This window comes from Actinomadura harenae (assembly GCF_003696215.1).
In the GTDB taxonomy this organism is placed as follows: domain Bacteria; phylum Actinomycetota; class Actinomycetes; order Streptosporangiales; family Streptosporangiaceae; genus Spirillospora; species Spirillospora harenae.
Map to the genome: position 1 here is coordinate 1 of NZ_RFFG01000049.1, position 13300 is coordinate 13300.

The following is a 13300-nucleotide window of genomic DNA, read 5'->3' on the forward strand; positions in this document are numbered from 1 at the left end:
CTGGCGCTCTGGCGGGGGCCCGCGCTCGCCGACGCCGCGCACCTGCCGTTCGCGTCCGCGCCGTCCGCGCGCCTGGACGAGCTGCGCCGCGCGGCCCTCGAGGACCGTGCCGCGGCCGACCTGGAGGCCGGACACGACGGCGACCTCGTTCCCGAGCTCCAGGCCCTCGTGTCCGCCGACCCGCTGCGCGAGCCGCTGCGGGCCCTGCTGATCCGCGCCCTCTACGCGTCCGGGCGGCAGGCGGACGCGCTCGCCGAGTACGCGTCGCTGCGGACGGCCCTGGCCGACGGCCTCGGCGTGGACCCGTCGCCGTCCGTGGAGGCGCTGCACGTTGCCGTCCTGCGGCAGGATCCGTCGCTGTCCGGCGTCCGGCCCGCGGCGGAGGACGGGCCGGTGGTCGAGCGCGACCGGTCCGGCGCGTCCGCCGGGAACCTGCGCGCGCAGCTGACCAGCTTCATCGGCCGCGACGAGGACCTGCGGCAGGTCGGCGCCCTGCTCACCGCGGGACGGTTCGTCACGCTGACCGGCCCCGGCGGCGCGGGCAAGACCCGGCTGTCGCAGGAGGCGGGACGGGCCGCCGCGGGCCTCGCGCCGGACGGGGTGTGGTTCGTCCCGCTCGCGTCCGTCACCGACCCGGGCGAGGTGCCGTCCGCCGTGCTCACGGCGCTCGGCGTGCGCGAGGCGACGCTGCTGTCCGCCAAGTCCGGCTGGCTGGCCGCGCCCGACGCCGGCGACCCGCTCGACCGGCTGGCCGGGGCGCTCGCGGCCCGCCGTCCGCTGATCATCCTGGACAACTGCGAGCACCTGCTCGACGCGGCGGCCCGGCTCGCCGACCGGGTGCTGGCCGACTGCCCCGGCGCGCGGATCCTCGCGACCAGCCGCGAGCCGCTCGGCGTCACCGGCGAGGTCCTCTGGCCGGTCGAGCCGCTGGAGCCGCCCCCGGCGGACGCGTCCGCCGACGCCGCCGCCCGGTATCCGGCCGTCCGGCTGCTGGGCGACCGCGCCGCCGCCGTCTCCCCGGGCTTCGCGGTGACCGGAGAGAACGTCGCGGACGTCGTCCGGATCTGCCGCGCCCTCGACGGCATGCCCCTCGCGATCGAGCTCGCCGCGGCGCGGCTCCGCGCGCTCACCGTCGCCCAGGTCGCCGACCGCCTGGACGACCGCTTCCGGCTGCTCCGCGAGGGCAGCCGCACCGCCCTGCCCCGGCACCGCACCCTCCGCGCCGTCGTCGAGTGGAGCTGGGACCTCCTGGACGCCCGCGAACGCGCGATCTGGCGCCGCCTCGCCGCCTTCCCCGGCGGCGCCGGCCTGGACGCCGCCGAGGCCGTCTGCGCCGACCCGGACACGCCCCCGCCCGGAGCCGCAGGGAGTGTTCCCACCGGGGACGTTCTGGACGTTCTGGCGGCGCTCGTCGAGAAGTCGCTGGTCACGGTCGTCACCGACGGCCCGGACGGCGTCCCGAGGTACCGGATGCTGGAGACGATCCGCGCCTACGGGCTGGAGCGCCTGGCCGAGGCGGGCGAGCGGGAACGGGTCCGGCGCGCGCACGCCGAGCACTTCGCGGGCCTCGCCGAGACCGCCGAGCCGCACCTCTACCGCGCCGAGCAGCTCGACTGGATCGCCCGCCTGGACACCGAGCAGGACAACCTGCACGCCGCGCTGCGCTGGGCGATCGACCGCGGCGACGCGCCGCTCGCGGTCCGGTTCGTCGCGGCGCTCGGCTGGTACTGGTTCCTCCGCGGACGGGTCAACGAGGCCGTGGACAGCGTGAACGCGCTCGCCGCCATGCCCGCCCTGCCGCCCGTGCAGGGCACCGCCCTGGCGTTCGCCTTCGGTGCGATGGCCGTGTTCGACGGCTCCCCGCGCAAGGACGCCGACGCCGCCGGGTGGCTGCTGCGTGCCAAGGAGCTCGCGGAGGCGATCCCCGAGGACGAGCCGCTGCATCCGGGACTGCGCCTGGGGATGGTCTCGGCGCAGATGTACTCCGAGGGCTGGAACAAGGGGGCCCTGGACGGCCTCGGCCCGCTCCTCGCCGACCCGGACCCGTGGGTGCGCGGCCTCGGCCGCTTCATCGCCGGCCACGTCGAGCTGAACTTCGGCCGCACGGCCTCGGGGGAGCGGCACTTCGCCGAGGCGCTGGCGGCGTTCCGGGAGGCGGGCGACCGGTGGGGGCTGTCGTTCACCCTCACCGGGCAGGCCGAGCTGCTCGGACGCCGCGGCGAGCACCGCGCGGCGGTCGGCCTGTACGAGGAGGCCGTCCGGCTGAACGACCGGTTCGGCGGCGGCCCGATGGTCGTCCTGCAGACCGAGATGCAGCTGGTCGTCCAGCTCACGCTGCTCGGCGAGGTCGAGCGGGCCGAGGCGATCCTGGCGGCGGCGCTGCGCGAGGTCGAGCGGATCGGGTCGGCCGAGGGGATGGCGGCGCTGCACCACGCGTCCGCGCTGATCGCGCGGCGGCGCGGCGACCACGCCGAGACCGTCCGGCTGCTGGACCACGCGGTCCGCCTCACCGAGGGGCTCGCGGGCTCACCGCAGTTCCGTGCGCTGGTCCTGGTGACCCGCGCCCACTGCGACCTGGACGCGGGCGCCGCGGGCGCCGCCCGGCAGCGGCTGCGCGAGGCCCTGGTCCGGGCCGTCGAGGCCCCCGACTTCCCGATCGTCGCGAACGTCCTGTGCGGCCTGGGCGCCCTGGCCCGCCACGAGGGCGACCCCACCACCGCCGCCGAACTCCTCGGCCAGGCGGAGGGCCTGCGCGGCGGCCCCGACCTCTCCCAGCCCGACGCCGTCGCGCTCGCCGCGGTCCTCCGCACCGAGCTGGGCGACGCGTCCTACGATGCGGCCTTCGCCCGCGGCCGCGCCCGCACCTTCGACGATCTCCTGGAGTCCCAGCGGGTTCCCGGCCCCAGGCCCTGGTCCCCCCGCCCGCCCTTCGGCCACCCGGACAGCACCTCCGACTAGCCCACGACTAGCCCCCGACCAGCCCGCCGTCCACGCGCGGTGCCCGCCGCACGCCCCGGACGGGGGCGGGCGTCGGGGGCGGCGCGAGGACGTCGGGCCTCGCGCGGTGTTCCGCATGGCCGGCCGGTCAGGCGCGCCGCTTGAAGGCGCGGAGGGACAGCGGGGCGAAGATCAGCGTGATCGCCAGGCCCCAGGCCAGCGCGGCCACGGCGTGGTGCAGGACGGGACCGCCGATGAGCAGCCCGCGCATCGCCTCGACCAGCTGCGTGACCGGGTTGTTCCGGATGACCCAGGCGAGCCAGTCCGGGATGCCGCGGGTCGACTTGATGAAGGCGGTGCTGAGGAAGCTCAGCGGGAAGATCGCCACGAACCCGAAGAGCTGCACCTTCTCCGGCTCGTTGACCTTCATCGCGATGTACACCGACGTCCAGGAGAACAGGACCGCGAACGCGAGCAGCAGCAGGAACGCGCCGACCACCGCGACCGGGCCGGTGTGGATCCGGAACCCGATGAGGAAACCGACCGCCAGCAGGATGGCCATCGACCACGCCTGCTTGACGGTGTCGGCGAGGATCCGCCCGGCGAGCGGCGCGGACCTGGCGATCGGAAGGCTGCGGAACCGGTCGAACACGCCCTTGGTGAGGTCGGTGTTCAGCCCGAACCCGGTGCTCATCCCGGCGAACAGGGCGTTCTGGGCGATGATCCCAGGGATGACGACCGGCAGGTAGGACGAGACGCTGCCGGTCATGGACGGGCCGAACACGTACGCGAACAGCAGCACGAACATGATCGGCTGGATGGACAGGTCGACCAGTTCCATCGGGTTGTGCTTGATCTGCACCAGGTTGCGCCAGGCGAGGGTGGCGGTGTGGCGCAGGGCGGCGGCGGGGGAGACCCGCCGGGTCAGCTGGGGCTCGGGGGCGAGCGCGGCGGTGGTCACGCGCGGGCTCCTTCCTTCTCGGCGCGGACGAGCTGGTCCGCTTCGGCGTCGACGTCGTCGGTGTGGTGGCCGGTGAGGGCGAAGAACACCTCGTCCAGGCTGGACTTGCGCAGGGACAGCTCCCCGATGGGCACGCCCGCGTCGTCCAGGCGGCGGACCACGGCGGGCATCAGCGCGGGATCGGTGATCGGGACGCTGACCAGGCCGTCCACCGTCTCCGGGGTGGCGCCCGCGAGGTCGGCGACGATGGCCTGGACGGTGGACGCGTCGGACGCGTCGACCGGGCGGACCTCGAGCACCTGCCCGCCGACCTGCTCCTTCAGCGCGTCGGACGTGCCGTGCGCGATGACCTGGCCGCGGTCGATGACGACGATGTCGTCGGCGAGCTGGTCGGCCTCCTCCAGGTACTGCGTGGTCAGCAGGACGGTCACGCCGTCGGCGGTCAGGCCGCGGACCATGTCCCACAGGCCATTGCGCGAGCGCGGGTCGAGGCCGGTGGTCGGCTCGTCCAGGAACAGGATCTGCGGGCGTCCGACCAGGCTCGCGGCCAGGTCGAGGCGGCGCCGCATGCCGCCCGAGTAGGTCTTGGCGGGGCGCCCGGCGGCGTCCACGAGGCCGAACCGGTCGAGCAGCTCGGCCGCGCGGGCCCTGGCGGCGCGCCGGGACTGGCCGAGCAGCCGCCCGATCATGAGGAGGTTCTCGGTGCCGGTGAGCATCTCGTCGACGCCGGCGTACTGGCCGGTCAGGCCGACGAGCTGGCGCACCTGGTGCGCCTGCTTCACGACGTCGTAGCCGCCGACCGTGGCGTGCCCGGCCGTCGGTTCGATCAGGGTCGCGAGGATGCGGGTCGTGGTGGTCTTCCCGGCGCCGTTCGGGCCGAGGACGCCGAGCACGGTGCCCGCCTCCGCGGTCAGCGACACCCCGGACAGGGCGCGCGTCTCGCCGAAGCGCTTCTCCAGGCCCTCGGCCTGGATGGCGTGGGGGGACATGAGGTCTCCTTCGTCGTTCGTGGGTCCGGACCGCCGGGCCCACGACCGAGGGGCGGTCAAAGTAGGCGATATCCGGTTGGTGCGCTTTCAGCTTCCCGGCCTGCGCTGTCAGGACGCTGATCTCCCGCTGACAGCCCGCGCCCCCTGCGCTGAGCGGGGCTGACACGAGCCGGTGAATCGATGAGCCGAGCCGATGAACCGGGCCGAGGAGCCCGGCCGGTGAAACCGTGCCGATGAGACGTGCCGGTGAACCGTGCCGATGAGCCGAGCCGATCGCCGGGCCGCCGGACGTCGATCCTCCGAGGCGCCGGGGCGGCGAGACGACCGGTTCCACGGTCGCACGCGGGTCTGACAAAACCGTCCGCGGACCGTGGCCCGCCGGACCGGTGATCGGGCGCACCGGTCCGCGGACGGGCGCCGTCCGGGCCATAGACTGGAGACGTGACGGCGCGGAGCACCCACGCGGTGCGGCTCAGGGAGCCCGCGAACCGGGTGTCGCCGCGGGCCATCGCGCACTGGGCGATCGAGTACCTGCTGTTCTGGGGCCTGGGCTTCGGCCTGGCCTGGGGCGTCGCCGCCTGGCTCGGCCACCGCCCCCGCGACGGCGTCCCACGCTGGGTGACCGCCCACGTCGGCTGGCTGCCCGTCGTGGTCGGCATCGTCGGCGTGCTTTCCGTCACTGTCGCGCCAGTCTGGCGTTACCGCGTGCACCGCTGGGAGGTCAGCGCGGACGTCGTCTACACGCGGACGGGCTGGTTCACCCGCGACTGGCTCCTCGTCCCCGTCAGCCGCATCCAGAACGTCCACACCGAGCAGGGATGGCTCGAACGGCTGCTCGGCCTCGCGCGCCTGCGCGTCCACACGGCGTCCCACACGGGCTCGTCCGAGGTGTCCGGGCTGCCCGTCGCGGTCGCCAACAGGCTCGCCGAAGACCTGGCGCACCGCGCGCACGACCTGAGCGACGACGCCACGTGACCGCGCCGCACGACGCTCCCGCCCCGCGCCCGCCCGCCGAAGCCGGTGAGGCGCCCCCGCCGCGTCCCGCGAGGGACGCGCCCGTCCGGCGCCTGCATCCGCTGACCTTCGTGGTCGGCGCCGCCCGCGAGATGACGGCGCTCGTGGGCGCGGGCGCCACGGGCCTCCTCGTCGGCGGACTGTCCACGGCGTTCTACTTCGCGCTCATAGGGCTCGCCTTCGGACTGGCCTGGCACGTCGGAACCTGGGCGACCTTCACCTACCACGTGCACGAGGACCGCTTCCAGACCCGCAGATCCCTGGTGGGACGGACGGTCAAGAGCGTCCCCCGCGAACGGATCCGTGGCGTGGACATCTCGTCCACCCTCGGCCACCGGCTTCTGGGCCTCGCGATCGTCCACGTCGACGCGGGCGCGGACGGCGGCGAGATCGTGCTCAACGCGGTGGCGCAGCGCGAGGCCGAGCGGCTCAGGAAGGTCCTCCTCGCGCGCGCACGCGTGGCCGAGGCCCCGCTGCAGGTGAAACGGCGCCGCGAGCTCGCGCACATCCGTCCGCGCTGGTTCCTCTACGCGCCGCTGAGCGGGGCGTACCTGCTGACCCCGTTCGCGCTCGCGGGAAGCCTCCTCGGCACCCTCTACAACCTCGGCGACGACCTCGGGCTGATCACCCGCGACCGTGTCGAGAGCCTCGGACGGGACGCGGCGGGCCTGCCCACCGGCGTCGTCGTCCTGATCATGATGCTGTTCCTGGGCGCGATGCCGGTCGCCTCGGTCATCGCGTTCACCCTGTTCAACTGGGACTTCACCGTCTACGAGCGGGACGGCTCGATCGTCGCCGAACGCGGCCTGGTCACCCGCCGCAGCGTCGCGCTGGAACGCCGCCGGGTGCGCGGTGTCGAACTGTCCGACAACCCCTTCGAGCGCGTCGCGGGGGTCGTCCGGCTCGGCGCCCTGGTCACGGGCCTGGGCGACGCCGCCCACCGGGGCCGCCTCCTGCCCGCCGCGCCCCGCTCCGTCGCGGTCGCGCTAGCCTCCCGCGTCCTCGGCCCCGTGCCCGCCCCACTGATCCCGCACCCCCGGGCCGCCCGGGGCCGCCGCCTCGTGCGCGCGACGGCCCCGCCCCTGGGAGCCGCCGTCGTCTGCGCCTTCGCGGGACACCTGGCGACGACCACCGCCGCCCTGTTCGCCGCCCTCATGGCCGTCCCGCTGGGCCTGGACCGCTACCGCCAGCTCGGTCACGCCGACGACGGCGTCCGCCTGACCGTCCGGTCCGGTTCCCTGCGCCGACGCCAGTACGTCGTGGAACACGACGCGATCGTGGGCTGGCGCGTCCGCCGCACGCTGTTCCAGCGCCGCGCGGGTCTCGCCACCCTGCACGCCGCCGTGGGCGCGGGCGAGGGCGGCTGCGCCGCCGTGGACATGTCCGAATCCGACGCTCTCGCCATGGCCTGGACGATCACCCCCGACTGGATCGCCCCCTTCCTGGCCCCGCCCCGCCCCGACAAGACCCGCGAACACCCCTCGTAGCCGCGAGGACGAGGGCCGGGAGCACGCGAACGCCCGGCCCCTCTCGAGAAGGGCCGGGCGCCGACGCGGGTGGACGTCCTACTCGGGGCGGCGGGCCCCGAACATGATCTCGTCCCAGGACGGCACGGACGCGCGCTTGCCCTTCGCCTTGCGGCGGGTGCGCGCCGCGCGCTGCGCCGCCGGGGTGTCGGCGGGCTTCTCGGCCGCCGCGGCGGGCATCGACGGACGCGTGGACTTCTTCGCCGCCGGACGGTGCGGAGCGCGCGGCACCGGACGCTCGGAGTCCGCGTCCACGTCGTCCTCGTCGGCCAGGCCCGCGGACGCCGCGTTGCGCGTGGCCGCCGCGGCGGCCTTGCGGGTGGCCTCCTCGTCCTGCAACCTGGCGGCCGCGGCCTCTTCGACGGCGGCCTTCCTCCGGGCGGCCGCGGTCTCGCGGACGTCCGCGTCGTCGTCCTGCGCGTCCTCGGCCGCCTGCTTCTTGGCCGCGGACACCTTCCTGGCGCGCGTGCTCTCCCGCTCGTCGTCGAGGCCCGCGTCCTCAGAGGCGCCGGTCGGCCCGTCCTCGTCACGCCCGCCGGACGCGGCGATCTCGTCCGCCCCACGGCCGCCTTCGGCCGCGGGCGAGTCCTCAGCGGACGTGCCTTCCGACCCACGCGGGCCATCCGCCTCACGCGCGCTCTGCCCGGCGCGCGTGCCGTCAGCCCCACGCACGGTGTGAGCGCGGCGGACGTCGTTCTCGGAGTCCGTGTCGCGCGCGGCCCGCGCATCCTCAGCGAGGTAGTCGTCCTCACGCTCGCGCGTGCCCTCGCCCGCGCGAGCGTTCCGAGCACGGCGCGAATCGTCGTCCGAGCTCGCACCGCGCGCGGCCCGCGCGTCCTCGGCGTCGTAGTCGCCCTTGTCCGCGTGTGTGCTCTCGGCCTTGCGCGCGGTCTGAGTACGGCGCAGGTCGTCGTCCGAGCCCGCGCCGCGCGCTGCACGCGAGTCCTCAGCGGCGTAGTCGTCAGCCCCGCGCATGCCCTGGCCGGCGCGCGCGTTCTCGTCGCCGTAATCGCCTTCGACCCCGCGCGAACCCTGCGCGGCACGCCCTTCCGCAGCGGCGTGGTCGTCCTCGGTGGCGCGCGCGTCGGGAACAGGACGCGAGCCCGCGGTCGCCCGCGTGCCCTGGGCGTCACGCGAACTCTCGTTCGCGTAGTCGTCCTCGCCGGCCCGGCCGCTGCGCATGCCGTCGGTTCCGCGTGCGGCCTGAGCGGTGCGCTGGTCATCGTCCGAGCGTGCGCCGCGCGCGGTGCGCGGGTGGTCGGTCGGCTGCGTTCCGCGTGAGGCGCGCGAGTCGTCGGTGAGGCGCTCGTCCTCGGCCGCGCGCGTGTTCCGTGCGGTCCGCGCGTCGTCGGCCGCACGCGCGCCCTGTGCCGTCCGCGAGCCCTCGGTGAGGTGGTCGTCCTCAGCCGCCCGTGTGCGTTCGGCGCGGCGCGCGTTCTGCGTGGCCTCGGGAGTGTGGTCGTCCTCGTCGCGGCGGGTGTTCTGACTGCGCGAGGCCTGGTCGGTGCCGTACGGGCCCTCGGCCGCGCGTCCGCTCTGCGCGGTGCGCGTGCCTTCGGCGGTGTAGCCGCCGGCCTCGCGCGCGTTCTCGTCGCCGTAGTCGCCCTCGGACCCGCGCGAGTTCTGTGCGGTGCGGTCGTCCACGGCGGTGCGGGCGACCGGGACGGAGCGCGGACCCGTGTTCGCGCGCGTGCCCTGGGCGTCACGCGAACCCGCGTTCGCGTAGTCGTCCTCGCCGGTTCGGGCGGTGCGCGTGTCGTGGGCGCGTGAGTTCTGGTCGGCGCCGTACGGGCCCTCGGCCGCGCGCAGGGACGAAGAGGTGCGCGGCTCGCCGGGCGCGTACGGGCCCTCGGCGGGACGGACGGGGGAGGACGCGCGGGGTGCCTCGTCCGCGTACGGGTCGTCGTCGGAGAAGCCGCGGGTGTCGGAGAAGCCACGGGTGGACGAGGACGACGACGACGCGGCGCGGCGCGGCGCGAGGGAGTCGGTGTCCTGGGAGATGGCGGTGTCGCGGAGGATGGCGGCCTCGCGGGCCACCGCCTCGCGGGCGGCGATGTCGCGGGACGAGGAGTCGGAGTCGGGACGGGCGGCGGGCGCGTCCTCGCGGCGGAGCGCGGCGGGGGAGTCGGGACGGACCGGGAACTCGCGCGGGACGCCGTCCAGCGTGCGTGGGGCGTCGTCGGTGAACGGGTCGAAGGCGCGGCGGGCCTCGGTGGCGCGCGGCGGCTCGGAGTGGTCGCCCGGGGGCAGGCCTCGGGTGCGGGCGGACGCGGTGGAGTCGGAGACGACCTTCATCGCCGGACGGCGCGGGACGAGCGGGGTGACGGTGTCGGACAGGGCGTCGTCGTCCCACTCGACGGACGTCAGCCGCGCGGCGACCTCGTCCAGCGGGGTGACGAAGCGGCGGCGCGGGTCGAAGGACCACTCGGCGGCGTGCGGACGGCCGCCCTCGAAGAACGACAGGCGGATCCGCCAGGTGCCGTCCTCGCACTTCCAGGAGTCCCACTCGACCTCTTCGAGGTCGACACCGCCGCGGCCGAGCCGCTCCTCGACGGTCTCGCCGAGCGGCGGGCCGGGCTGGGTCTCGCCCGGACGGCGCACCGCGACCCGCTGCGCCTGCTGGGCCATGTACTCGCGTTCCTGGAGGACCGGTCCCTCGAACCAGCGGACGCGTTCGACGGGGATGCCCGCCGACTCGGCGATCTCCTCCGCGGTCTCACCGGACCGGATGCGAGCCTGGATCTCCTTGGGTCGCAAGGGACTCTCCACTTCGATCTCGAACTGGCCGAGGCGGGAGAAATGCCCTCGCACGGCTGCGCGCAGCCGATCGTCGACGGGCAGGGTGAACCGGGTGCCTCGGCCCGCGGTGGCCAGGACGAGGTACGTACCGTCCTCGCTGACCGCGACGAGGCGCAGCTCCTGCATGCGTGTCCTTCCTGCCCTGTCCCAACGGCACCGGAGGGTGCCGAACCACACGCCCGTTTCGCGAGTCCGCCTCCCCGCGCTCGCATCGGCCGGTCGTTCGGTCCCCACCAGGGGCGCATGCGTGCCCTTCCCCCGGATTCCCGAGTCTCTCTTTCGGACACACCTGCTGCCAGCACCGTACCCGGCATGTCCGAACATCGCCGCTCTCAAAGCCCTCATCACAGCCGTGAAGAGGGCCGTCCGACCAAGCTTGCCCGTCCGGCGCGCCGACCGGGGGCCGACTACCCGATTCTTGTGGATCCTTTTCCACACTCTGCCCGACCCTGCCGTGCGGCTCCAGTCTCCCGCCCGCCGACCAGGGTTGCGATCGTCACGTCCGGTGCCGGAACAACACCGGAGGCACGGCGAGTTCCTGTTGTGGGGGATTTGAGCTGTTTTCGTGCAGAGAGGGAATTTTCGATGGCGCAGCGGAAGCTGCCGGACCTGAGTGCCACGCAGTTGATCGCGAGCGGGGCGGCGACGATGGTCGCCGCCTACGGGGCGTCCTACCTGGGGGTGTACGGGACGATCCTCGGCGCGGCCTTCATGAGCGTGGTGTCGACGGCGGCCTCCGTGGTCGGCAAGCACTATCTCGATCAGGGCAAGGAACAGATCAAGGAGCGCGCCCACCTCACGGGGACGGATGAGGACGGGCGGGATCCGGTCGAGGCCGCGCGCACGGCGACCAGCACGGACGCGACGCGCGCCGCCGGGTCGCCGCTGACGGCGGACGCCCCTGTCGCGGGTCCTGGGAGGCCCGCGGGTCGGGCTCCGGCGCCCGGACGCCTCGGGGGAGGCGATCCGAACACCACCCGGGTGGACGACCCGTCCGGCAGGCCCGTTCCGGGCGGCGACCCTAACGCCACGCGGTTCGACCTGCCCACGCTGGGCGATCCCAATGCGACCCGGTTCGACGCGTCCGGCTTGGACGGTCTGCACGTCGACCGGAAACCCGCCAGGACCGTCGTCGAGGAGGCGGTGGCCGGGCAGAGCGGCGGCGACGTCGCGCACAAGGCTTCTTGGCAGAGCGCGGTGGACGACACGATCGTCTGGGCCAGGCAGCGCTGGAAGATGCTGACGGCCTCGGCGGTGGTGGTCTTCGTCGTGGTGATCGGCGGGATCACCCTGTACGAGTCGGTCACCGACCAGACGTTCGGCGGGGTCAAGGGCAACGGCGGGACGATCGGCAACGTCATCCGCGGCCAGAACGAGGGGGCGGGCGACACGCGCACGCACGAGCCGTCCCGTAACCCGTCCGACGAGCCGTCCACGACGGGCACGCCCACCCCGGACGGCGGTTCCGGGGCGCCGGACCAGCCGACGACGAGGCCCACCGACGGCCCGACCGAGAAGCCGACGGAGTCGCCGAGCGTGTCGCCGACGCCCACGGGCGAGCCGACGACCACGCCCACGCACGAGCCGTCCTCCGGGCCGAGCGGCGGCGGCGCCGGTCAAGGCGGAGGCGGCCAGAACGGCGGGACGACCGGCAAGCCGGGCCTTCAGGCGCCCGCTTCCGGCGAGAACTAGGGAAACGGACGGGCCGGGCTCCCTCCCCCGAGAGAGCCCGGCCCGTCCGCATGCGTGAGAGGGATCAGTCGCCGAAGACCTGCCGGGTGTAGGGGTTGGCGAACCGGCGGTCCGGGTCGACCTCGTTGCGGATCGCCTGGAAGTCCTTGAAGCGCGGGTAGACCGTCTCCAGGTAGGCGGCGTCGCGGGTGTGCATCTTGCCCCAGTGGGGGCGTCCGCCCAGCCCGGTCAGGACCTCCTCGACGCCGCGGAAGTAGTCGGCGTGGTCGTCGCGGTGGTAGACGTGGACGGCGATGAACGCGGTGCGGCGGCCGTGGGCCATCGACAGCCAGGCGTCCTCCTCCGGCAGCAGCCGGACCTCGATCGGGAAGCTGATCTTCCAGTCCCGCCGGTCGAACAGCCCGCGGATCTCGCGCAGGGCGTCCTGGAGGTGCTCGCGCGGGATGGCGATCTCCTGCTCCTTGAACCGGACGGTCCGGGGGCTGGTGAACACCTTGTGGGACGTGTCGGTGAAGGTCCGCGCGCCGAGCGCCCGCGCCGAGATCTGGTTGACCGACGGGGTGAGCATCGGGGCCGCGTGCGTGACCTTGTTGATCACCTCGAACAGCGAGTTCGACATGAACTCGTCGTCCAGCCAGCCCTTGAAGCGCGACAGGGGCCGCGCGGGGCCGTCGACGCGGTTGTTCCGCTTGGTGAGGCAGCCCTCGGTGTGCGGGAACCAGTAGAACTCGAAGTGCTCGTTGTCGGCCTCGAACTCGTCCAGGCGGGAGAGCACCTCGTCCCACTTCATCGGCTCCTCCTGCGCGCGCAGGAGGAACGCCGGGACGGTCTTCCAGGTGATCGCGGTGACGATGCCGACGGCGCCGACGCCCGCGCGCGCGGCGTCGAACAGGTCGGGCCTCTCGTCGCGCGAGCAGGTGACCACGGAGCCGTCGCCGAGGACGAGTTCCAGCGCGTGCACCTGGGACGCGAGTCCGGCGGCGTCGCGTCCGGTGCCGTGGGTGGCGGTCTGGAGGGCGCCCGCGACGGTCTGCTCCTGGATGTCGCCCATGTTGGCGAGGGCGAGGCCGTGCTCGGCCAGGAGCCGGTTGAGCGCGTGCAGGGGCAGGCCCGCCTCGACGGTGACCAGGCCGCTCCCGGTGTCCACCGAGCGGACGGCGGTCATCCCGGACGGACGGAGCAGGACGCCCTCGGCGACGGCGGCCCCGGTGAAGGAGTGGCCGGTGCCGGGCATCCGGACGGTCTGCCCGTCGGCCGCCGCGGCGCGGACGGCCGCGGAGACCTCGTCGGTGCTGGTCGGGGTGCTGACGCGGCGGGGGGTGGCCGTCTGGTTCCCGGCCCAGTTGCGCCACGTCCGGGTGCTTACGGGGGACATGGCCGAA

Annotated in this window: 8 protein-coding genes; 4 read left to right on the forward strand and 4 right to left on the reverse strand. The window is 74.5% G+C overall.

All coding sequences use genetic code 11. From position 1 onward, the window contains the following. On the forward strand, positions 1–2958 hold a 2958-nt coding region (locus EBO15_RS25030; RefSeq protein ID WP_122196891.1), incomplete at its 5' end, for an ATP-binding protein. Between the two features lie 127 nt (positions 2959–3085). Here EBO15_RS25030 and EBO15_RS25035 read toward each other — a convergent pair. Next, positions 3086–3898: an ABC transporter permease gene (locus EBO15_RS25035; protein ID WP_122196892.1), complete on the reverse strand. Its 813-nt coding sequence runs from the start codon at positions 3896–3898 to the stop codon at positions 3086–3088. Further along, complete coding sequence (locus tag EBO15_RS25040) at positions 3895–4887, reverse strand: ATP-binding cassette domain-containing protein (protein ID WP_122196893.1); 993 nt, start codon at positions 4885–4887, stop codon at positions 3895–3897. Before EBO15_RS25040 ends, EBO15_RS25035 begins: the two co-directional genes overlap by 4 nt. A gap of 441 nt (positions 4888–5328) precedes the next feature. On the opposite strand from EBO15_RS25040, the gene EBO15_RS25045 reads away from it, so the two are divergent. Both EBO15_RS25045 and EBO15_RS25050 read left to right on the forward strand, forming a co-directional pair. Further along, positions 5329–5862, forward strand: a complete 534-nt coding sequence (locus tag EBO15_RS25045) for a PH domain-containing protein (protein WP_122196894.1) — start codon at positions 5329–5331, stop codon at positions 5860–5862. Then, complete coding sequence (locus tag EBO15_RS25050; RefSeq protein WP_233616415.1) at positions 5859–7388, forward strand: PH domain-containing protein; 1530 nt, start codon at positions 5859–5861, stop codon at positions 7386–7388. The genes EBO15_RS25045 and EBO15_RS25050 overlap by 4 nt, the downstream gene beginning before the upstream one ends. Before the next feature lie 78 nt (positions 7389–7466). On the opposite strand, the gene sepH is transcribed toward EBO15_RS25050, so the two are convergent. Beyond that, on the reverse strand, positions 7467–10352 hold the full coding sequence (sepH, locus tag EBO15_RS46890; RefSeq protein ID WP_267898428.1) for a septation protein SepH: 2886 nt from the start codon (positions 10350–10352) through the stop codon (positions 7467–7469). Between the two features lie 459 nt (positions 10353–10811). Here sepH and EBO15_RS25065 point away from each other — a divergent pair, with 459 nt between their 5' ends. Beyond that, positions 10812–11918 (forward strand): hypothetical protein, encoded by a 1107-nt coding sequence (locus EBO15_RS25065; RefSeq protein ID WP_122196895.1) that lies wholly within the window; start codon positions 10812–10814, stop codon positions 11916–11918. A gap of 64 nt (positions 11919–11982) precedes the next feature. Here EBO15_RS25065 and EBO15_RS25070 read toward each other — a convergent pair whose 3' ends face one another. Further along, a complete protein-coding gene (locus tag EBO15_RS25070; RefSeq protein WP_122196896.1) occupies positions 11983–13293 on the reverse strand; it encodes a D-arabinono-1,4-lactone oxidase in 1311 nt (436 codons plus the stop codon). Between the last annotated feature and the right edge of the window lie 7 nt (positions 13294–13300).